The following is a 22,410-nucleotide window of genomic DNA, read 5'->3' on the forward strand; positions in this document are numbered from 1 at the left end:
GTTTTGACGCAATTCCGGACGGAAAACCGCTGCGCACTTTTCCTGGAATTGCTTTAGCGTGTCGCGGCCGCCTCGGCATGGCCGCGCAGCAGCGACATCAGCCGCTCGGCCTCGGCGGCGGCGCCGTCCTCGTCGTGCTCGAGGATCGACCGGATGAGCGCCACATGGTGTTCGGCCGAGGCGGCGAGGCCGGCCTCGCGCTGGTAGCGGAACCAGAATCGGCGGCTGTGGGTCTGCAGCGGGGCGGCGAGGCGCGCCGCGAAGCCGTTGTCGGCGGCCAGCGCCAGCGCCTCGTCGATCGCCTTGTCCGCGGCGAGGAAGGCAAGCACATCGGCTGCGATCACCGCCTTCTGCATGGCGAGCGCCGCTTCATGGAACTGGCTGGCGGCGTCGCGGGTGACGAAACGTGCGGCCGAGCGCGCCAGCACCACCTCGACGCCGCGGCGCGCATCGAGCACCCGAAGCCAGTCGCCGGGGTGCAGGGGCACGATCGCCAGTCCGGCCCGTGGCCTGATCTCGACCAGCCCCTCCCAGGCAAGGCGCTGGATCGCCTCGCGCACCGGCGTGCGGCCGAGGCCCAGCCGCTCGATCAGCGTGCCTTCGGTGGCGATGCTGCCGGGGGCCAGCTCGAGGGTCACGATCAGCCGTTCCAGCTCGCGGTGGGCGCGTGTCGCGGCCGGTTCCAGTTTCTCAGCCGCCATGATCGAATCCATTGAAAGAAAAATGATATATTTTTGATATATCAGAATAGAATCCGGAGGGATAGCATTGGCTTTGGAATGATATATTACAAATATATCAAGCCTACACAGTCAAATGGAGCGCTGCGCGCCCCGCCGATCGAGGCCGGACGAGGCGGCCTGGTACCGTTCGATCGGCACGGACCGATGCTGGCGGATGCCCGGGAATCGGGCTGATGAAGACGACGGTAGAGATCACCGGCGGACAGTGTCCGCTCGACGTCGCCCCATCGTGTCCAGGGCATCACGCTGGTGGAAGTGCTCCGCGCCGGCAGTGCCTTCATCTGTCGTTGGCAGGCTGTCCAAGGGCGGCTCGAAGCGAGGTCGAGCTGGCTGCCGGGCCGGAGGCATGCCGTCGCTCGGAGGCTGGGCATGCATGGCGGACCGAGCACGGCCTTGATCGACAAGCCGCGATCTGCCTGCCCTTGGGTCATAGTAAAATAGTCGAATTCTGGGCATCGGGAGCGGCCGTTATGTCTAGACAATCTTAGGAGGGATATCGGCAAAGCGACGCAAGGAGTTGTTGCGGTTGGGCAGTTCGGCGCTACATTCTTCGACAGTGGCGCGCAAAGTTGCCGGAATCGGCAAGGACATTGCGTTGAGCCAATGTTAGGTTCGCGATGGTCCAGGGCCTGGACAGCATAAAAACATGGGTGGCCGCAAAGGCCGTCCGACAAGGCGCAACGGTGCTGAAAAATCACGTTGCAATCCAGGCTCGAAACTTTAGGACTAGGGGAAATACGAAAAGGAACGCGGGCATGGCGCGACGTTCCAGGGGAGCTGCATTCATATGCAATATTTCGTCCAGCAGATGGTCAATGGGCTGACGCTGGGGTCCATCTATGGCCTCATCGCCATCGGCTACACGATGGTCTACGGCATCATCGGCATGATCAATTTCGCCCATGGCGACATCTTCATGCTCGGGGCCTTCGTCGCCCTGATCGTGTTCCTGATCCTCACCGCGATGTTCTATTCGGTGCCCGTGGTCGTGGCCCTGCTCATCATGATGGTCGTGGCGATGCTGATGACCAGCCTCTACAACTGGACCATCGAGAAGGTGGCCTACCGGCCGCTGCGCGGGTCGTTCCGGCTGGCGCCGCTGATCACTGCCATCGGCATGTCGATCGCGCTGTCGAACTTCGTGCAGGTGACGCAAGGGCCGCGCAACAAGCCGATCCCGCCGATGGTCAGCCAGGTCTACAATGTCGGCGGCATCTCGATCTCGCTGAAGCAGATCATCATCGTCATCGTCACCGTCTCGCTGCTGGCGCTGTTCTGGTACCTGGTCAACAAGACCTCGCTCGGCCGCGCCCAGCGCGCCTGCGAGCAGGACCGCAAGATGGCGGCACTCCTCGGCATCGACGTCGACCGCACCATTTCCATCACCTTCATCATGGGCGCTGCCCTTGCCGCCGTCGCAGGCACGCTGTTCCTGATGTATTATGGCGTCGTCGCCTTCTCCGACGGCTTCGTGCCGGGCGTCAAAGCCTTCACCGCAGCAGTTCTGGGCGGCATCGGGTCGTTGCCGGGCGCCATGCTTGGCGGTCTGATGATCGGCTTCATCGAAAGCATGTGGTCGGCCTATTTCTCCATCGACTACAAGGACGTCGCGGCGTTCTCGATCCTTGCCATCGTGCTCATCTTCCTCCCCTCCGGCATCCTCGGCCGGCCTGAAGTCGAGAAGGTCTGAGAAACATGGCCAATATCGCCCAAGCCACACGCGAAGATACCGCCACCCCGATCCAGCGCGGCCTTCGCGAGGCGCTCCTTGCCGGCGCCATATCCTTCGGCCTGTTCTTCCTCTTCATCGGCCTCAAGACCGACCAGAACATCCGCAACGAGCTGATCCTGGTCCAGCGCTGGGGCACGCTCGCCATCATCGTCGGGCTGGTGATGCTTGGCCGCTTCGTCATGACGGCCTTCGTCCGGCCGGCCATCGAGCGTCGCAAGGCCGAGCGCGCCAAGGCGGCACCGGTGGCCGAGGAGGCGGGCTTCGTTCGCAAGAACTTTTCCAAGATCGGTATCGGCGTGCTGCTGGTCTACCCGATCGTCGTCGTCCTCTTGCTTACGTTGATCAACGGCTCGCTTGCCGGAGGTTTCCAGGGCTCGCTCAAGTGGGTCGACAATTTCGGCATCCAGATCCTGATCTACGTGATGCTGGCCTGGGGGCTGAACATCGTCGTCGGTCTCGCCGGCCTGCTCGATCTGGGTTACGTGGCTTTCTATGCAGTGGGCGCCTATGCCTATGCGCTGCTCGCCACCCAGCTCGGCTGGTCGTTCTGGATCCTGCTGCCGGTTGCCGGCATCATGTCCGCCTTCTGGGGCGTCATGCTGGGCTTCCCGGTGCTGCGCCTGCGCGGCGACTACCTGGCCATCGTGACGCTGGCCTTCGGCGAGATCATCCGCCTGGTGCTGATCAACTGGCGTGAAGTGACCAACGGCGCCGCCGGCGTCTCCGGCATCCCGAAGGTCAGCTTCTTCGGCCTGATGTCGTTCAACGTCTCCGACCCGAACTACATCGCCAAGGTGCTCGGCATCGCCCAGTCCGGCGCCTACTACAAGATCTTCCTCTACTACCTGATCCTTGGACTTGCGCTGCTGACGGCCTTCGTCACCATCCGCCTGCGCCGCATGCCGGTGGGGCGTGCCTGGGAGGCGCTGCGCGAGGACGAGATCGCCTGCCGCTCGCTCGGCATCAACACCACGACGACCAAGCTGACGGCCTTTGCCACGGGCGCCATGTTCGGCGGGTTCGCCGGCTCGTTCTTCGCCGCCCGCCAGGGCTTCGTCAGCCCCGAGTCCTTCGTCTTCATCGAGTCGGCCATCATCCTGGCCATCGTCGTGCTCGGCGGCATGGGCTCGCTGGTGGGCATCGCGGTCGCCGCGGCGGTGATGATCGGCGGCACCGAAATCCTGCGCGAGATGGAGTTCCTGAAGCTCGTCTTCGGTTCGGACTTCACGCCCGAGCTCTACCGCATGCTGCTGTTCGGCATGGCCATGGTGGTCGTGATGCTGTGGAAGCCGCGAGGTTTCGTCGGCAGTCGAGAACCCAGCGCCTTCCTGCATGAGCGAAAGGCCGTTTCCGGCGCCTTCACCAAGGAAGGTCACGGCTGATGAACGCGAGCGTTTCCATGAACAAGCCGATCCTCGAGGTCGAACATCTGTCGATGAAATTCGGCGGCCTGGTCGCCATCGGCGACCTGTCCTTCGAAGCCAAGCGCGGCGAGATCACCGCGCTGATCGGGCCGAACGGCGCCGGCAAGACCACCGTCTTCAACTGCATCACCGGCTTCTACAAGCCGACCGAGGGCATGATCCGCTTCAACGGCCGCGAGGGCGGGGAATTCCTGCTCGAGCGCATGCCGGACTTTCAGATCACGGCCAAGGCCAAGGTGGCGCGCACGTTCCAGAACATCCGCCTGTTCTCGGGCATGACCCTGCTCGAAAACCTCTTGGTGGCGCAGCACAACAAGCTGATGAAGGCCTCGGGCTACACGGTGATGGGGCTGCTCGGCCTCGGCGGCTATCGCAAGGCCTCGGCCGAGTCGATCGACCTTGCCAAGCACTGGCTGGAGAAGGCCGACCTGATCGATCGTGCAGACGACCCGGCCGGTGATCTGCCCTATGGCGCGCAGCGCCGGCTCGAGATCGCGCGAGCCATGTGCACGGGCCCCGAACTGCTCTGCCTCGACGAGCCGGCGGCGGGCCTCAACCCCAAGGAGTCGCTGGCGCTCAACACGCTGCTCAACGACATCAGGGACAATACGGGCACGTCGATCCTGCTCATCGAGCACGACATGTCGGTGGTCATGCAGATCTCCGACCACGTGGTGGTGCTGGAGTACGGCCGCAAGATCTCGGACGGCGATCCGCTTTCCGTCAGGACCGACCCCAAGGTCATCGCCGCCTATCTCGGCGTCGACGACGAGGAGGTCGGCGAGGTGCTGGTCGAGGTCGGCGACGAGCAGGTCATCGAGGAACTCGAGGGCGTGCCGGATCCGGCCCATGGTCCCAACACATCCGCCTCGATGATGGCCGGCCCGGTCAGCGAGACCGTCGTTCATACCGACGGCCATGGCGAGATCGTGCCGGTCTCCAGGGCTGCCTCGAAAGCGGCGCAGGTAGAGGCACTGGCCACCAAATCGGCAAAGCCTGCCGCGGCCAAGGCGGAAAAAGCTCCGGCCGTCGGACTGATGTCGGCGCCGGCCGCGAAGCCTACGAAAGCTGCTCCCAAGGCAGTTGCAGCCAAGGCGGCAAAACCTGCGGCGGCCAAGCCGGCTGTCGCCAAGGAGCCGGTCAAGCCAGCTGCCAAGGCCGCACCGGTTCAGGCTCCGAAGAAGCAAGCTGCCAAGGCCGAAGCGGCGAAGGCCGCTCCCGCGCCCAAGGCTGTGGCAAAGGCGCCAGCGAAGGCCGCTTCGTCAGCCAAGCCTGCGACTGCGCCCGCGAAGCCGGCAGCCAAGCCTGCCAAGGCCGCTGCAGTGCCAGCGGCGAAGCCTGCGAAGGCAGCGGCCAAACCGGCGGCAGCCAAGCCGGCGGCAGCCAAGCCTGCCGCGCCCAGGACGATTGCCAACACGCTGTCCGCGCCGCGCGGCGGCGTCGCCGACCGGCTGATCGACATCAAGGGCATCGGGCCGGTCAACGAGAAGAAGCTCAACGAGCACGGCATCTTCCATTTCGACCAGATCGGGGCGTGGAAGAAGGCCGACATCGCGGCGGCCGAGGCCTATCTGGCCTTCGACGGCCGCATCGAGCGGGAAGACTGGGTGGGGCAGGCCAAGGCGCTGGCGCGTGAAGCGGCCAAGCCGGCGAAAGCCAAGCGCGGAGGTGGCAAGTGACGGCGAAGACCTTGCTCGACATCAGGGGCGTCGAGACCTACTACGGCAATATCCGCGCGCTCAACGGCGTCAACGTGTCGGTCAACGAGGGTGAGATCGTCGCGCTCATCGGTGCCAACGGCGCCGGCAAGTCGACCCTGATGATGACCATCTTCGGCAGTCCCAGGGCGCGCCGCGGCACCATCAACTTCGCCGGCACCGACATCACCGAAATGCCGACGCACGAGATCGCCAGGCTGCGCATCGCGCAGTCGCCGGAAGGCCGGCGCATCTTCCCGCGCATGACGGTGATGGAAAACCTGCAGATGGGCGCGAGCCTCGACAACCTCAAATATTACAACGAGGACGTCGAGAAGGTGTTCGCCCTGTTCCCGCGGCTCAAGGAGCGCATCGGCCAGCGCGGCGGCACGCTGTCGGGCGGCGAGCAGCAGATGCTGTCGATCGGCCGCGCACTGATGGCGCGACCGAAGCTGCTCTTGCTGGACGAGCCTTCGCTGGGTCTCGCGCCGCTGATCGTCAAGCAGATCTTCGACGCCATCCGCGAGCTCAACCGCACGCAGGGGCTCACCGTGTTCCTCGTCGAGCAGAACGCCTTCGGCGCGCTCAAGCTCGCCACGCGCGGCTATGTCATGGTCAACGGCGTCGTCACCATGAGCGGCACCGGCAAGGACCTTCTCGCCGATCCCGAAGTTCGCGCCGCCTATCTCGAAGGCGGCCGCCACTAGGAGTGAGCATCATGCAGGGCATTCTCTACGAGGAAGCCTCGATCTGGCAGTTCTTCTTCGTCACCTGCCTGCTGGGCGGTTGGGCGGCCTGGATGACCGGCCGCGCCTGCGCCCAGACCTGGCGGACCTTCGGCAAGCTGGTGCTCTACATCCTCGGATTGGGCATCGGCATCCGCTTCATTCACCATGCGCTGTTCGGCGGCACGATGTTCTCGCTGCAATACTACGTGGTCGACACCATCGTGCTGCTCATTTTCGCAACGCTTGGCTATAAATATACGCGCACCAACCAGATGGTGAAGCAATACCATTGGCTTTATGAAAAGGCCTCGCCTCTTTCTTGGAGGCCAAAGTCCTGAGGGGTCACCACACGCCGATTCGCCATGAATCGGCGTGACAACTGCCGGAAAATCGGCAAACTCACCTTTCTGCGATATGGGTGGGCATCGCATGAAAGAACATCCACGCCCACTCAAAAATGGGAGTGTTTCAATGAAAAAATCACTTTTGTCGGCAGTTGCGCTGACCGCGCTCGTGGCGTTCAGCGGCAGCGCATGGGCCGAAATCATCATCGGCGTCGCTGGTCCGATCACCGGTCCCAACGCCGCTTTCGGAGCGCAACTCCAGAAGGGCGCTGAGCAGGCCGCGGCGGACATCAATGCGGCCGGTGGCATCAATGGCGAGCAGGTCAAGGTCGTCGTCGGCGACGACGTCTCCGACCCGAAGCAGGGCATCTCGGTGGCCAACAAGTTCGTCGCCGATGGCGTGAAGTTCGTGGTCGGCCACTTCAACTCGGGCGTTTCGATCCCGGCCTCGGAAGTCTACGCCGAGAACGGCATCCTCGAGATCACTCCGGCTGCGACCAACCCGAAGTTCACCGAGCGCGGCCTGTGGAACACCTTCCGCACCTGCGGCCGTGACGACCAGCAGGGTGGCATCGCCGGCGCCTATCTGGCTTCGAAGTTCAAGGACGCCAAGATCGCCGTCATCCATGACAAGACACCTTACGGCCAGGGCCTCGCCGACGAGACCAAGAAGGCGATGAACGCTGCAGGCGTCACCGAAGTCATGTATGAAGGCGTCAACGTCGGCGACAAGGACTTCTCGGCGCTGATCGCCAAGATGAAGGAAGCCGGCGTCTCGATCATCTACTGGGGCGGCCTCCACACCGAAGCCGGCCTGATCATCCGCCAGTCGGCTGACCAGGGCCTCAAGGCCAAGCTGGTTTCGGGCGACGGTATCGTCTCCAACGAGCTCGCCTCGATCGCCGGTGACGCCGTCGAAGGCACGCTCAACACCTTCGGTCCGGACCCGCGCCTGATCCCCGAGAACAAGGACCTGGTCGAGAAGTTCCGCTCGCAGGGCTTCGAGCCTGAAGCCTACACGCTCTATTCCTACGCTGCCATGCAGGTGATCGCCGGTGCGGCGAAGGCCGCCAACTCGGTTGATCCGCAGGAAGTGGCGAAGGCGATGAAGGAGAAGGGTCCGTTCAAGACCGCTCTCGGCGACATCTCCTATGACGAAAAGGGCGATCCGAAGCTGCCCGGCTACGTCATGTACGAGTGGAAGAAGGGCGAGGACGGCAAGTACACCTACGTCCAGCAGCAGTAAGCTCCTGCTTCCCTGAATGCGACAATGCCCGGCGCTCTGCGCCGGGCATTTTTTATTTGCCGGCGGGCAAGATCAGGCACCCTGACCCTGGGGAATTTAAATCGGTTTAATGGTGCGTATTTTTGGTTGCGCTGCAGCATAATCGCGCTAATCATTCGCCGCCCCTGAAATTCCGGAGCCTGGAGAGTTTACGTGCCGATCAGCAAGATCCTCGTCGCCAACCGATCCGAAATCGCCATCCGCGTGTTCCGCGCGGCAAACGAACTGGGGCTCAAAACCGTGGCGATCTGGGCGGAAGAGGACAAATATTCGCTGCATCGCTTCAAGGCCGACGAAAGCTATCAGGTCGGCCGCGGCCCCTGGCTTTCCAAGGACATGGGGCCGATCGAGAGCTATCTGTCGATCGACGAGATCATGCGCGTTGCCAAGCTGTCGGGAGCCGACGCCATCCACCCCGGCTACGGGCTTCTGTCGGAAAGCCCTGAATTCGCCGAGGCCTGCGCTGCCAACGGCATCACCTTCATCGGGCCGAAGCCGGAGACGATGCGCCGCCTCGGCAACAAGGTCGCGGCGCGCAACCTCGCCATCGAGGTCGGCGTGCCGGTGGTGCCTGCCACCGACCCGTTGCCCGACGACATGGAGGCGGTGAAGAAGCTCGCCGCCGCGATCGGCTACCCCGTCATGCTCAAGGCATCCTGGGGCGGCGGCGGCCGCGGCATGCGCGCCATCCGCAGCGAGGCCGACCTCGTCCGCGAGGTGATGGAAGGCAAGCGCGAGGCCAAGGCCGCGTTCGGCAAGGACGAGGTCTATCTCGAGAAGCTGATCGAGCGCGCCCGCCACGTCGAGGTGCAGATCCTCGGCGACACTCACGGCAACGCCGTGCATCTGTTCGAGCGCGATTGCTCGATCCAGCGCCGCAACCAGAAGGTCGTCGAGCGCGCTCCGGCGCCCTACCTGTCCGACGCGCTCCGCCAGGAGCTGTGCGGCTATGCGCTGAAGATCGCGCGCGAAACCAGCTATATCGGCGCCGGCACGGTCGAGTTCCTGCAGGACGCCGACACCGGCAAGTTCTATTTCATCGAGGTCAATCCGCGCATCCAGGTCGAGCACACCGTCACCGAGCAGGTGACCGGCATCGACATCGTCAAGGCGCAGATCCACATCCTCGACGGCTTTGCCATCGGCACGCCGGCATCGGGCGTGCCGGCTCAGGCCGACATCAGGCTCAATGGCCACGCGCTGCAGTGCCGCATCACCACCGAGGATCCGGAGCAGAACTTCATCCCGGATTACGGCCGCATCACCGCCTATCGCGGCGCCACCGGCTTCGGTATCCGCCTCGACGGCGGCACGGCCTATTCGGGTGCGGTCATCACCCGCTTCTACGATCCGCTGCTCGAGAAGGTCACCGCCTGGGCGCCGACCGCCGACGAGGCGATCGCCCGCATGCACCGGGCGCTGCGCGAGTTCCGCATCCGCGGCGTGGCGACGAACCTCACCTTCCTCGAAGCGATCATCACGCATCCGGCCTTCCACGACAATTCCTACACGACCCGGTTCATCGACTCGACGCCGGAGCTGTTCGCCCAGGTCAAGCGCCAGGACCGCGCCACCAAGCTGCTCAACTATCTCGCCGACGTGACCGTCAACGGCCACCCCGAGACGCGCGGTCGCGCGGTGCCCAACCCGGAGGCCGCGGCACCCGTCGTGCCTTGGTTCACCGGCGCGATCCCCGATGGCACCATGCAGAAGCTCGACGATCTCGGGCCCGAGAAGTTCGCGGCCTGGATGCGCGCGCAGAAGCAGGTGCTGATTACCGACACGACGATGCGCGACGGCCACCAGTCGCTGCTGGCCACCCGCATGCGCACGCATGACATAGCCAAGATCGCCGGCACCTATGCGCGGGCATTGCCGCAACTGCTGTCGCTCGAATGCTGGGGCGGCGCCACCTTCGACGTCGCCATGCGCTTCCTCACCGAGGATCCGTGGGAGCGGCTGGACAAGGTGCGCCGCGCCGCGCCCAACATCCTGCTGCAGATGCTGCTGCGCGGGGCCAACGGCGTCGGCTACACCAACTATCCGGACAACGTCGTCCAGCACTTCGTCCGCCAGGCGGCGGCCGGGGGAATCGACCTCTTCCGCGTCTTCGACTGCCTGAACTGGGTCGAGAACATGCGCGTTTCGATGGACGCCGTGGGCGCCGAGGGCAAGCTCTGCGAAGCGGCTATGTGCTATACCGGCGACATCCTCGACCCGAACCGCGCCAAGTACGACCTGAAATATTACGTCGGGCTCGCCAAGGAACTCGAGGCGGCCGGCGCCCATATCATCGCCGTCAAGGATATGGCCGGGCTGCTCAAGCCGGCAGCGGCGCGGGCGCTGTTCAAGGCGCTGCGGGAAGCCACCGATCTGCCGATCCACTTCCATACGCACGATACCTCGGGCCTCTCGGGTGCCACGGTGCTGGCGGCGGTCGAAAGCGGCGTCGATGCCGTCGATGCGGCGATGGACGCCTTCTCCGGCAACACCTCGCAGCCATGCCTGGGCTCGATCGTCGAGGCGCTGCGCGGTTCGGACCGCGACCCCGGCCTCGATCCCGAATGGATCCGCCGCATCTCGTTCTATTGGGAGGCCGTGCGCAACCAGTATGCTGCGTTCGAGAGCGACCTGAAGGGGCCTGCCTCGGAAGTCTATCTCCACGAGATGCCGGGCGGCCAGTTCACCAACCTCAAGGAGCAGGCGCGCTCGCTCGGCCTCGAAACCCGCTGGCACGAGGTGGCGCAGGCCTATCACGACGTCAACCTGATGTTCGGCGACATCGTCAAGGTCACGCCTTCGTCGAAGGTGGTGGGCGACATGGCGCTGATGATGGTGAGCCAGGAACTCACCGTCGCCGACGTCGAGAATCCGGCCAAGGACATCGCGTTCCCGGACTCCGTCGTGTCGATGCTGCGCGGCGATCTCGGCCAGTCGCCCGGCGGCTGGCCGGCGGCGCTGCAGAAGAAGGCGCTGAAGGGCGAGACGCCGATCGCCGTGCGCCCCGGCTCGCTGCTGAAGCAGGCCGACCTCAAGGCCGGTCGCAAGGACATCGAGGCCAAGCTGGGGCGCAAGCTCTCGGAGGACGAGTTCGCCTCGTGGCTGATGTATCCCAAGGTGTTCACCGACTTCGCCGGCGCCCAGGAAACCTACGGCCCGGTCAGCGTGCTGCCGACGCCGACCTATTTCTACGGCATGAAGCCGGAGGACGAGGTCTTCGTCGACATCGAGAAAGGCAAGACGCTGGTCATCCGCTGCCTCGCCGTCGGCGATGTCGACGAGAAGGGCATGGTCACCGTGTTCTTCGAGCTCAACGGCCAGCCGCGCCGCGTCAAGGTGCCGGACCGGGCGCATGGCGCGTCCGCCTCCAAGGCGCGCCGCAAGGCCGAGGCCGGCAACGACGCCCATGTCGGTGCGCCGATGCCGGGCGTGGTCTCGACGCTCGCGGTCTCGGCCGGCCAGCCGGTCAAGGCCGGCGACGTGCTTTTGTCCATCGAGGCGATGAAGATGGAAACGGCGCTGCATGCCGAGCGCGACGGCACGATCGCCGAAGTGCTGGTGCGCGCCGGCGACCAGATCGACGCCAAGGATCTGCTCGTCGTCTACGGCTGATGCGCGGTTACGGCTGATGCGCGGTTGCGTTCGGCCGGCTGTTAGCATCCCCTCACTGGTTCGCCCCTTCGACAGGCTCGGGGCGAACTGCATCCAGCTTCCAGGGGCTCAGAACAGTCCCTGGCCGGCCTTCGCCTCTTCGGCCACGCTGCGGCGGATGAGACTTTTGTACATGTAGCCGCGCTGGTCCTTGTAGACGACCGTGCACCAGTTGCAGCCGGTCTCGGCCTCGATCGCCGCATTTGCCGGCACGACGGCGATCACCTTGGCCTCGTCGACAGGTCCGTCGCGCAGATTGGCATATTTGACGACCTTGGCCGGCTGCAGGTCAGGCAACGGTCCATCTGCAGGATTGGCCTCTGCCTCTGCAGACTGCGTGCCGATCATGCCCGTGGTCTGCTCGAGCATGGCCACTTCCGCCTCGGTCTCGGCCACGTCGACGTCGATGGAGCCGCGCAGCCCTTCGGGCGCCATCGCGGTAGCCTCGGACGGCTGGCTGGTTTCGAGCAACGGCTCGGCTGCGCTCGATCCGCGCTCGTCCGGTCCGGCCGTTGCGGCTGCGTCCACGCTCTCGAAACGCGCCGTCACCGCGGACACCGGGGCCGCCGCAAGCCGAGCCGGGTCGAACTGCTTGCCGGCCGCAGCCGTGCCGCCCGAGGCAGTTGGGGCTGGCGAGGGTGCGGGCGCGGGCTTTGCAACGGATACCGATGCCTTCGAGCCGGTTGTCTGCGGCAATTTGGGGTGGGGCACGGCAGCGGTCTGGGTCGGGTCCGGCGTGGGATCGCTCCCGATCACCGCGCCGGCTACGACGATTGCAAGCGCCGCCACGCCGCCACCGGCGACGATCTTGGCAAGAAGGGGCGACATGCCGAACTGAGGCACAAGCCGGCGGGCACGGCGGACGTGACCGCCGAGCTGGTCTGAAATTCCGGCAAGCCGGAGTGCGGGGGTATTCATGGCACAGGACTCCACACTGGTGCGACCCGGCCACCAGCCGGCATCGACCCCCCAACCCGTAACGGCATGCAAGGTGCTGAACGCGCAAGCGGATGGTGTTGCCTGTCCCCGCCGCAGTTCCTCAGACGTTCGCCTACATGCGCTATTCGACGGAATTCGGGCAGTCGTTAACTTTTGTTACCGGTCTGGCCCAATGGTTGCGGGGACGCTTGCCTTGACCGGGAATTAAATCGATTTAAGGATTGTCTCCGATGGCGATGCAACTCGCCCGGGGATCGCTCGATCCCTATCACCTTCGAACCCAGGCACGGGCCGCCGGCTGAAGACGATTTCGGTCGCCATGTGCATGTGCTAGGAGCGCGCTCCATGAATGCCTTGAATGCCGATGCCAAACCCGCCTGGGCCCGCTGGGCCGTCGCTGCGGCCTTCTTCATCAACGGTTTCGTCACCGGAAGCTGGGCGCCGCAGATCCCGCTGCTCTTGTCCCGTCTCGGCATCTCCGAGTTCGTGCTCGGCCTGCTGATCCTCGTATTCGGGCTCGGCGCGCTGACGGCGATGCCCTTCTCGGGCTACCTGATGTCCAAGCGGGGGTCGCGGCCGGTGGTCATCGGCTTCGCCTGGGTCGTGGCGTTCGCGCTGCTGCTCGTGGCGCTGGCGCCCAACGTCTGGCTGGCCGCGGCAACGATGTTCATCTTCGGCGGGTCGATCGGCGCCATGGACGTCGCCATGAACGCCAATGCAGTCGCGGTCGAGAAGAAGCTGTCGCGGGCGATCATGTCGTCGTCGCACGGTTTCTGGAGCCTCGGCGGCTTCGTCGGCGGCGCGCTCGGCGGCATCGTGATCCAGAATTTCGGCCATCTCGTCCATGCCGGCATGGTCACGGCCGCGGCCGCGGCCATGACGGCGGTCGCGCTGCGCGGCCTGATCGCGGAAGACAAGCCGGTGGCGCACGAGCACCAGCATTTCCGGCTGCCGCGGATGCCGACCATCTATCTCGTCGGCATCATGGCGCTGTTTTCCATGGTCCCGGAAGGCGCCGTCCTCGACTGGGCGGCGCTCTACCTCAAGCAGGAACTGGGCGCCGACATCGCCACGGCCGGCTTCGCCTTCGCCGCCTTCTCGGGGATCATGGCGCTGATGCGTTTCCTCGGCGACGGCGTGCGCAACCGCTTCGGCGCGGTGAACACGCTGCGGGTCTCCGCGCTGCTCGCGGCAACCGGCATGCTGGCCGCAGGCTTCGCGCCGAACCCGTGGATTGCCATCGCCGCCTTCGCGATCTGCGGCCTTGGCGTCGCCAACATGGTGCCGATCGCTTTTTCTGCCGCCGGCAACCAGCCCGGCGTACCGCCCGGCATCGGCATGAGCGTCGTCACGACCATGGGCTATTCGGGCATCCTGGTGGCACCCTCGGCGATCGGCTTCGTTGCCCAGTTCACCGGCTTCGCACCGATCTTCGTAACCCTGTCGGGGCTGCTGGTCGTCGTCTGCCTGATGGCCAGCCTTGCGCGGCATGCCGACTTCAGGGCGGTGGCTCAACCGGCTCCGGCCGAATAGAGCTTCGGTTCCTCGCGGTAAGGCTCCGGCGCGACTTTTCCTGGAATTGCTCCGGCTCGAACCGTCAGATCCTTCCCAACAGCAGCAACACCAGCAGCACGACGAGCAATATGCCGACGATGCCCGACGGTCCGTAGCCCCAGTTGCGGGAGTGCGGCCAGGCGGGCACCGCGCCGATCAGGATGATGAGGAGCAGGGTGGTGAGGGTCATCTCGTCCTGCCTCGTCTTGTGATTGCGTCGAGGGTTGAACGCAAAAGGCCGCCCGGGCGTTCCGGGCGGCCTTCTTGTGGGGGGCCGTCGGCGTGCCTACTCGGCAGCCTTCGGAAATGCCGTGGCGGGTTCGCCTGCCGCCGGTGCGGCCTGCTCTTCCTGCTTCTTGCCGCGGCGGAACAGCCGGCTGATCCAGCCGCGCTGGCCCGGCTTGCGCTTTTCGCGCGTGAACACCATCAGCATCGCCGGCGTCACCACCAGCGTCAGCACGGTGGCGAAGGACAGGCCGAACACGATGGCCGACGACAGCGCGATCCACCACTGGGTCGAGGGCGCGTTGATGGTCGTTTCCTGGTGGAATATCTCCAGGCCGAGGCCGAAGGCGATCGGCGCCACGCCCAGGATCGCCGACAGGGCCGTCAGCACCACCGGCCGGGCACGCTCGCGGCAGGTCTGCAGCACGGCGTCGAGCTTGCTCCAGCCTTCATCGCGCAAGCGGTCATAGGTGTCGATCAGCACGATGTTGTTGTTCACCACGACGCCGGCCAGCGCGATCATGCCGATGCCCGACATGACGATCACGAAGGCCTGGCCGGTGAGCAGCATGCCGAGCAGTGCGCCGACGGTTGCCATCACCACGCAGGTCAGCACCAGCACCACGCTGGTGAACTTGTTGAACTGCGCGAGCAGCACGATGAAGATCAGGAAGATCGCCGCGCCGAAGGCGTTGCTCAGGAAGGCGCTGGCTTCGGCGCTGTCCTCGTTGGAGCCGGCCAGCTTCCAGTCGATGCCGGGCTGCGCCATGTCCTTGACGACCTGGCTGACCTCGCCCTGGACTGCCGCGACCTGGAAGCCGGAAGCGACGTTGCCCGAAATGGTGATCGTGCGCTTGCCGTCGATGCGGTTCAGCACGCCGACCGTGGGCTCGGGCTTGCGCGACACGAAGTTCGAGATCGGCACCGAACCTTGCGGGGTGACGATGCGCAGCTGGTCGAGCGCCGAAAGCGTGCGGCGGTCTTCCGGCAGCCGCAGCCTGATGTCGACTGCGTCGTCGGCGCCGGCCGGACGATAGTCGGTGAGCTTGAGGCCCGTGGTGACCAGCTGGACCACAGTGCCGACCGCCGTCGGGCTGACCCCGTACTGCGCGGCCTTCGAGCGGTCGACCTCGAGCGCCCAGTCGATGCCGGGAGGGGGCAGGCCGTCGGAGACGTCGATGACGCCGGGCACCTTGGTGACGGCCGCCGCGACCTTCTTGGCGTAGTCGTTGAGCCCGGTCGGGTCGACGGCCGACAGCTGCACCTGGATCGCCTTGCCGCTGGGCGGGCCCGCGTCGGGCACGCGCACCTCGACGTCGACGCCAGGGATGCCGGCCATCACCGTGCGCAGCTCGTCGAGGATGACATGCGCCGACTTGCGTTCGCGCCAGTCGATGAACTCGTACTGGATCACGCCGACGACGTCCTCGGGAATGTCCTGGCCGCCGCGCGACTTGCCGGAGCGGGTATAGACCGACTTGATGCCTGGCCAGCCGAGGATCCGGTTCTCGGCCTCGCGCGTGGCGGCGTCCATCTCGTCGAGCGAGAGGTTGCCGCGTGCGTGCACGTAGAGCAGGCCGTAGTCCGGCTCGACCGTCGGGAAGAACTCCACGCCGTTGCCGAACTTCACGTAGGAATAGAAGCCGCCGGCGAGCAGCGCGAGGGTGAGCACCAGCGCCGTGATCGGATAGTGCACGGCCTTCTTGACGACGGCCATATAGGCGCCGTCCTTGAGATGCTCCTCCTCATGGACCGGAGCCTTGGCGAAGATCGCTCCGAGCGTGGGTGCGAAGATCAGCGCATAGGCCATCGACGCCGCCAGCGTGACGATCAGCGTGATCGGCAGGTACTTCATGAAGTCGCCGATGATGCCGGGCCAGAACAGCAGCGGCGAAAAGGCGGCGATGCGGGTCATGGTGGCGGCGATCACCGGGCCGGCCATGCGCTTGGCGGCCAGTTCGAACGCTTCCTCCTTGGGCATGCCCTCGGACATGCGGCGTTCGGCGAACTCGGTCACGATGATGGCGTCGTCCACCAGCATGCCGACCGCCAGGATCAGGCTGAACAGCACGATCATGTTGATCGTGTAGCCCATCAGCGCCAGCGCCAGGATGCCCATCAGGAACGATGACGGGATGGCGAGGCCGATCAGCAGCGATGCCCTGCCCGACAGCGCGTAGAGGATGACGATGAAGACCAGGATGACCGCGATCAGCACGTGGTTCTGGAGGTCGGATAGAAGCTGGTTGACGAAGACCGACTTGTCCTGGGTGTAGGTGACCTTCAGCCCCGGCGGGGCGTTCTTCACGAACGCATCCGCGACCGCCTTGGCGCCTTCGATGGTCTCGACGATGTTGGCGCCGATGCGCTTCTTGACCTCGATCGCGATCGCCGGCTTGCCGTCGAGACGGGTGATGGTCTCGGCGTCCTTGAAGGTCGAGCGGACGGTCGCCAGGTCCTGCACGCGCACAACCGCGTTCGGCGTCGCGACGACGGGCAGCCGCGCCACGTCCTCGGGCGTTTCGATCAGGGCCGGCACCTTGACTGCGTACTTGCCTTCGCTGCCCTCGATCGCGCCGGCGGCGACGAGACTGTTGGACTGCCCGATGCCCTGGATCATCTGGTCGAGCTGCAGCCCGTAGGACGACAGCTTGACCGGGTCGATGATCGCTTCGACGAGTTCGTCGCGCGAGCCCTGCAGCGTACCTTCCAGCACGCCGGGCACTTCCTCGATCTGGTCACGCAGCTGCTTGGCCGCTGCAGTCAGCGCGCGTTCCGGCACGTCACCGGAAAGCGTGACGACGAGGACCGGGAACTCCGAGAGGTTGACCTCGTTGACGGTCGGTTCCTCGACGCCGGCCGGCAGGTCGCGCTTGGCGTCCTGCACCTTGTTGCGCGTGTCGATCAGCGCGTCGCCCAGGTCCACCGACGGGTCGAACTCGACGATGACGTTGGCGCCGCCCTGATAGGCGTTCGACTTCATCTCCTTGAGCCCTTTCAGGCTCTTGAGCTGGGATTCGACGGGGCGCAGCAACAGCCGTTCGGCGTCCTCAGGGGAGATGCCCTGATAGACGAGGCTCACATACATGATCGGAATGGCGACGTCCGGCTCGGCTTCCTTGGGGACCGCGCGGTACGCGAGCGTACCGGCGATCACCAGGAATATCAGTACCGATAGGGTCAGCCGCGAATTGCGGATCGCAAGCTTGACGATATCCATGGGTCACTGGGTCCCGGTTGCGTCTACGACGAGCTTCTTGACCATCGCCTCGTTGGCGGGCTGCGCCTGCACCTCGTCGCCTTCCCTGACCAGGTCCTGGCCGGCGACGATGATCCGTGCGTCGGCCGGAATGCCGCCGAGCAAGAGGCCCTTCTGCGTGTCGTCCACGAGGTCGATCGGGAAGAACACCACCTTCGAGGCGCTGTCGACGGCGCGAATCCCGAGATCGCCGTTCTCGCCCAATGTCACCACCGAACGCGGCAGCATCACGGCATCGACCGGCTTGGCGCGAATGGTGATCTCGGCGGTCATGCCGGCCGGGATCGTGCCGTCGGAGTTGGGGATCGCGATCTCGACCGGGAAGGTGCGGGTCTGGGCGGTGGCGTCGCGGCTGACATAGCGCAGCTTGCCCTTCACCACGTCGCCGTTGACCAGCTGCACCTCGGCTTCGTCGCCGATCTTGATGTAGCGCAGGTCGCGCTCGCTGATCTCGCCCTTGGCCAGGATCGGATCGAGGCTGAGGATGGTGGCGATTTCGGCGCCCTGCATCACCGAGCTTCCGAGCTCGACCTTGACGCGGTCGACGACGCCGTCGAACGGCGCCTTGACCTGGTTGCGCGCGAGCTCGGCTTCGGCCGCCTGCTGCTGGGAAAGCGCGGTCTGGTAGTTCGACCAGGCGCTGTCCGCCTGCAGTTTGGCCACCGAGCCGGTCTTGGTGAGCTTCTGCGCCGCTTCCCATTCGGCCTTGCGCTGGTCGAGCACGGCCTTCGCCGTGTCGACGGCCGCGGCCTTCTCCTCCGCGTCCAGCATCAGGATGAGGTCGCCCTGCTTGATGTGGTCGCCCTGTTTGACGGGCAATTCGGCAATGATGCCGGCGGCGCGGGTGGCGAGCGTGGCCCGCTTGTCCGCTTCGGTCTGCCCCGACAGGCGGATGGCACGGGCGTGATTGACGCGCGGCGGCGCAATTACCGCAACCTGGCGCGGCGGAGCCTTGGGCTGCTCGGCCTGGGCCGGCTTCTGTTCGGGCGCCGTCTGTGCGCTGCCCACCGAGGAGAATTTGCCGGTGCCCATCCAGGCCGCGAAGCCGACGAGCACGACCAAGGCTGCAAGCTTATGGAACCTAATCTTCGACATCGTCGCTATCCGTTAGGGACGGCTGCGGCTCACCGCCATCTTGCTTGGCACGTCGACCCGATATGGGGGCGTGCCACACCGCGTTCAATCCGTCATGGGGGCAGAGTGACGGAAGCGCCGTCTTCTACAACAAATGTGCAACGCAAAATAGTCAGAAAAAGTAATGGAAAGATCATGCTGACAAAACTGGCAGGAGTTGTCAGCGCGCGGCCGCCGGATTGGCGCGAAACGGCGGTTTCGCGGTCTGGTTGTGCCGTCAGGCCGCCGCCGGCTTGGGTCGCGTTGCCAAAAATTCGCGCACCCGCCGCCCCATCGTCGGGCCGCGCATCGGCTTGTAGCCGTCGTCGAGCTCGCCCGACAGATCGAGCGTAGCCGTCTTGCCCACCGAATCAAAGTTGTCTTCGAGCCAGTCGCTCGCAGCGTCCCTGCCGAGATCGCGCAAGTATTCGAGGAACGCCCATTCGGCGTTTATCTTCGAGGAGGCGGAAAGATCCTTGAAGGCTTCGTCGGCATCGATGCGATGCATGCGGATGTCGCGGAATTCGCCATGCGGCAGGCGCCCGACGGCGATCAGTTCCTTGACGAAGGCGATCGCCCGGAATTCACGCAGCAGGCCGGCATTGAAGGTGATCTCGTCGATGCGGTTCTGGATCTCGTTGGCGGTTCGAGGCGTCTGCTCGCGCACCACCGGGTTGATCTGGACGAGCAGCACGTCCTCGGTGTCATTGGCCTTGAAGAAGGGATAGATCGCCGGATTGCCGCCATAGCCCCCGTCCCAATAGGGCACGCCCTTGATCTCGACCGCCTGGAATATCTGCGGCAGGCAGGCCGAGGCCATCACCGTGTCGAGATCGATCTCGCCGTCGCTGAAGACGCGCAACTGGCCCGTCTCCACATTGGTCGCCGAGATGAACAGGTCGATCGCCGTGCAGGCGCGGACGTTGCCGAAGTCGATCTCCTCGGCCACCACGTCGCGCAACGGGTTGAGATTCATCGGATTGGCGAGATAGGGCGAGAATACCCGCGACATGGTGTCGAACCAGATGTAGCCGGGCGTGTTCTCGATCGACCAGTTGCCCCACAGCACGTCCCAGGGCGAGCGCTGGACCGGGCTGAAGCGGCCCTTGCGCGCGACCGCCCGCCAGAAATCCTCGAGCTTCTGGCGGGCGCCGTCGCGCCCGCCGCGTACCCAGCCATCGGCGAGGGCGACGGCGTTCATCGCGCCCGCGCTGGTCCCCGACACGGCCCTGATGTCGAGCCTGCCGTCCTCGAGCAGCCGATCGAGCACGCCCCAGGAGAAGGCTCCGTGCGAGCCTCCGCCCTGCAGCGCGACGTTGATCGGCTTGGTTTGATCCGCCTTGCCGTTGCCGTTCATGCGTTCGTCCAGTCTTTGGCCCGATCGATTATTGCGCGGTCCAGCCGCCGTCGACCGAGATGTTCGTGCCGTTGATCTGTGCCGCAGCCGGCGAGGCGAGGAAGACGGCGGTGGCCGCGACCTGCTCGACCGTCACGAATTCCTTGGTCGGCTGGCGGTCCAGCATGACCTCGCGAACCACGGTGTCGCGGTCCATGTCGTGCGCCTTCATCTGGTCGGGGATCTGCGCCTCGACCAGCGGGGTCAGCACGTAGCCCGGGCAGATCGCGTTGCAGGTGATGTTCTCGCGCGCCACTTCCAGCGCCACGGTCTTGGTCAGGCCCATGATGCCATGCTTGGCCGAGACATAGGCGGACTTGTAGGGCGAGGCGACGAGGCCATGGGCCGACGCGACGTTGATGATGCGGCCGCCGCCGCGCTTCTTCATCAGCGGGATGGCTGCGGCGATGGTGTGGAAGGCCGAGGTCAGGTTGATGGCGATGATCGCATCCCACTTGTCGATCGGGAACTCCTCGACCGGCGCGACGTGCTGGATGCCGGCGTTGTTGACCAGGACGTCGACCGATCCGAATTCCTTTTCTGCCTTGGCGACCAGTGCGCGGCATTCCGCGGCCTTGGACATGTCGGCCCGGATGTAGACGACTTCGGCCTTGTGCTCCCTGGAGAGCTTTTCGGCAAGCGCGTGGTCGGCGGGCGTGTCGGAGAAGGAGTTGATGACCACGTTCAGGCCTTGCCTCGCAAATGCCTCGGCGATGGCGAGGCCGATGCCCGAGGTCGAGCCGGTGACGATGGCGGTCTTGCGCGTGCTCATTTGAAGTCCTTCCAGGTCGTTTGATGTTGCGCTGCAACATATATGTCCTGTGCGGCGCAATAAAAGCACCGCAGGCGCACGCTTTCGTGAAATCGTCGTGGGGGTTCGCGAATTTCTACCAGCTGTCGTAGGCCGGGCACTCGGCATCCGGCAGGCGCGACAGCAGGAGCCGCTTGTCGTCCTTGCCCGGCGTCAGCTCGATTGAATCCGCCTCGTCCTCGCCGCAGCCGAGCGTCATGCGCAGGCGGCCCAAACTTTCGAGATCGACCAGAACCTTGCCACCGTCCGTACGTTTGACGTTGACGCCGCCGCCGTCGCATTCGACGCCGCAGAAGATGTCCCCGCCCTCGGCGTTCGTGCATTCGCCCATCGCCGTCAGGGACTGCTTCTGGCCGCGCAGCTTGGCCAGGATCTCAAAATAGTAGTTGCGCTGGCCCTTGGGCGAAAACTCGTCCGGTTCGTGGATGTAGTAGGCGATGCGGAACTCCATCTCCGTGACCTGCTGTCTCGGATGGGCGCCGAGATGAGCTTGGTCATATTGCCGCCGGAAGCAGGCACGCGCGCCGGCGGTCGGTGGCGCGAAGCTGGCGAGTTCGCCTTCCTTGCCGGGCTCGACGGGCTGGGCGGCCAATTCGGCGGCCTGGAACAGGCCGGACAGCAAGGCGAGCGTGGCTGCGCAGTTGCGAAACTTGTTCATGGCATCCCCCCTGGAACCCTGATGATAGCGCAACCGTTGCGCCTGTTAAGCAGGCTGCGCAGACCGGGCGCCTCGATTGACATCGAGGATGCGGTTGGCCACTCATCGCGGCCATGCCGGACATCAGCTACTCAGATCCCCGCCTTGCCGCCGTCTACGATGCGCTCAATCCCGCCGGCGCGGACACGGCCTTCTATCTCGATATGGCGGGAAGCGAGCCGAAGGTCATTCTCGACATGGGCTGCGGCACCGGAGCGCTCGCCGTCGAACTGGCGCGGCGCGGCCACCGGGTTACCGGGGCTGACCCGGCCGCCGGCATGATGGCCGTCGCCCGCAGCCGCGCCGGCGGCGACGAGGTCGACTGGGTCGAAAGCGACGCTGCAAGCCTGGATGTCCCGGCACGTTTCGACCGGATCTTCATGACCGGCCATGTCTTCCAGGTCTTCCTGGCCGACGAAGCGATCGTCGCGGTCCTTCGCAACCTGCGCCGGCACCTTGCGTCCAACGGCCGCCTCGTCTTCGAAACGCGCAATCCCGCGGCCCGCGACTGGGAAGGGTGGACGCCTGCCGAAACCGCCTCGACCGTCGAAGTGGCCGGCATCGGCCGGGTCGAGGTCCACTATGACGTCACCGCCGTCCATGGCCAACTCGTCCGCTACGAGACCCATTTCGACTTCGGCGGCGGCGACAAGGTCGTGGCGCCGAGCGTCCTGCGGTTCGTCGAGCGGGACCAACTGGCGGCGCTGCTCGCCGAAGCGGGCTTCGCCAGGGTGGAGTGGTACGGCGACTGGGACCGGTCGCCCGTGCTGCGGACCAGCCCCGAACTCATCGTCGTCGCCGGCTAGCGTTGC

The 22,410-nt window shown here is 65.2% G+C and carries 17 protein-coding genes; 9 read left to right on the forward strand and 8 right to left on the reverse strand.

Translation table 11 applies throughout. From position 1 onward, the window contains the following. Positions 1-53: 53 nt before the first annotated feature. Positions 54-701 carry a GntR family transcriptional regulator gene (locus tag J2X50_RS09150; RefSeq protein WP_429094128.1) on the reverse strand — a complete coding sequence of 216 codons (648 nt, stop codon included), beginning with the start codon at positions 699-701 and terminating at the stop codon, positions 54-56. 829 nt (positions 702-1,530) lie between these two features. Between J2X50_RS09150 and J2X50_RS09155 the strand changes: the two genes are divergently transcribed. From J2X50_RS09155 to pyc, 7 genes are all read left to right on the forward strand, one after another. After that, the gene (locus J2X50_RS09155; protein ID WP_340038006.1) at positions 1,531-2,433 is read left to right on the forward strand and encodes a branched-chain amino acid ABC transporter permease; all 903 of its coding nucleotides are present in this window, start codon (positions 1,531-1,533) and stop codon (positions 2,431-2,433) included. A gap of 5 nt (positions 2,434-2,438) precedes the next feature. Beyond that, on the forward strand, positions 2,439-3,857 hold the full coding sequence (gene livM / locus J2X50_RS09160; protein ID WP_429094130.1) for a high-affinity branched-chain amino acid ABC transporter permease LivM: 1,419 nt from the start codon (positions 2,439-2,441) through the stop codon (positions 3,855-3,857). Next, the gene (locus J2X50_RS09165; protein ID WP_429094131.1) at positions 3,857-5,578 is read left to right on the forward strand and encodes an ATP-binding cassette domain-containing protein; all 1,722 of its coding nucleotides are present in this window, start codon (positions 3,857-3,859) and stop codon (positions 5,576-5,578) included. The genes livM and J2X50_RS09165 overlap by 1 nt, the downstream gene beginning before the upstream one ends. After that, positions 5,575-6,303, forward strand: coding sequence for an ABC transporter ATP-binding protein (locus tag J2X50_RS09170; RefSeq protein WP_429094133.1), 729 nt, complete (start codon positions 5,575-5,577; stop codon positions 6,301-6,303). The genes J2X50_RS09165 and J2X50_RS09170 overlap by 4 nt, the downstream gene beginning before the upstream one ends. Before the next feature lie 11 nt (positions 6,304-6,314). Next, complete coding sequence (locus J2X50_RS09175) at positions 6,315-6,662, forward strand: DUF6867 family protein (protein WP_429094135.1); 348 nt, start codon at positions 6,315-6,317, stop codon at positions 6,660-6,662. A 133-nt stretch (positions 6,663-6,795) separates the two neighbouring features. Next, entirely contained in the window at positions 6,796-7,914 is a 1,119-nt protein-coding gene (locus J2X50_RS09180) for a branched-chain amino acid ABC transporter substrate-binding protein (RefSeq protein ID WP_429094137.1), read from the forward strand. A 192-nt stretch (positions 7,915-8,106) separates the two neighbouring features. Continuing rightward, positions 8,107-11,565, forward strand: a complete 3,459-nt coding sequence (gene pyc / locus J2X50_RS09185; protein WP_429094139.1) for a pyruvate carboxylase — start codon at positions 8,107-8,109, stop codon at positions 11,563-11,565. Between the two features lie 108 nt (positions 11,566-11,673). On the opposite strand, the gene J2X50_RS09190 is transcribed toward pyc, so the two are convergent. Further along, positions 11,674-12,522 (reverse strand): hypothetical protein, encoded by an 849-nt coding sequence (locus J2X50_RS09190; RefSeq protein ID WP_429094140.1) that lies wholly within the window; start codon positions 12,520-12,522, stop codon positions 11,674-11,676. A 366-nt stretch (positions 12,523-12,888) separates the two neighbouring features. Here J2X50_RS09190 and J2X50_RS09195 point away from each other — a divergent pair, with 366 nt between their 5' ends. After that, the gene (locus tag J2X50_RS09195; protein ID WP_429094142.1) at positions 12,889-14,076 is read left to right on the forward strand and encodes an MFS transporter; all 1,188 of its coding nucleotides are present in this window, start codon (positions 12,889-12,891) and stop codon (positions 14,074-14,076) included. Between the two features lie 64 nt (positions 14,077-14,140). Here the strand turns inward: J2X50_RS09195 and J2X50_RS09200 are convergent, their stop codons facing one another. The 6 genes from J2X50_RS09200 to J2X50_RS09225 form a co-directional block, all read right to left on the reverse strand. Further along, positions 14,141-14,287, reverse strand: a complete 147-nt coding sequence (locus tag J2X50_RS09200) for a DUF3309 family protein (RefSeq protein ID WP_429094144.1) — start codon at positions 14,285-14,287, stop codon at positions 14,141-14,143. 96 nt (positions 14,288-14,383) lie between these two features. Then, on the reverse strand, positions 14,384-17,542 hold the full coding sequence (locus J2X50_RS09205) for an efflux RND transporter permease subunit (protein ID WP_429094146.1): 3,159 nt from the start codon (positions 17,540-17,542) through the stop codon (positions 14,384-14,386). Positions 17,543-17,545: 3 nt separating this feature from the next. After that, entirely contained in the window at positions 17,546-18,676 is a 1,131-nt protein-coding gene (locus J2X50_RS09210) for an efflux RND transporter periplasmic adaptor subunit (protein WP_429094148.1), read from the reverse strand. Between the two features lie 256 nt (positions 18,677-18,932). Next, positions 18,933-20,051: a patatin-like phospholipase family protein gene (locus tag J2X50_RS09215; RefSeq protein ID WP_429094149.1), complete on the reverse strand. Its 1,119-nt coding sequence runs from the start codon at positions 20,049-20,051 to the stop codon at positions 18,933-18,935. A 28-nt stretch (positions 20,052-20,079) separates the two neighbouring features. Then, positions 20,080-20,862, reverse strand: coding sequence for a 3-hydroxybutyrate dehydrogenase (locus J2X50_RS09220; RefSeq protein WP_429094151.1), 783 nt, complete (start codon positions 20,860-20,862; stop codon positions 20,080-20,082). A 115-nt stretch (positions 20,863-20,977) separates the two neighbouring features. Further along, positions 20,978-21,559 (reverse strand): hypothetical protein, encoded by a 582-nt coding sequence (locus J2X50_RS09225; RefSeq protein WP_429094153.1) that lies wholly within the window; start codon positions 21,557-21,559, stop codon positions 20,978-20,980. 113 nt (positions 21,560-21,672) lie between these two features. Between J2X50_RS09225 and J2X50_RS09230 the strand changes: the two genes are divergently transcribed. After that, on the forward strand, positions 21,673-22,404 hold the full coding sequence (locus J2X50_RS09230) for a class I SAM-dependent methyltransferase (protein WP_429094155.1): 732 nt from the start codon (positions 21,673-21,675) through the stop codon (positions 22,402-22,404). Positions 22,405-22,410: the final 6 nt, after the last annotated feature.

Origin of the sequence: Aminobacter sp. BE322 (assembly GCF_050433525.1) — a bacterium.
In the GTDB taxonomy this organism is placed as follows: domain Bacteria; phylum Pseudomonadota; class Alphaproteobacteria; order Rhizobiales; family Rhizobiaceae; genus Aminobacter.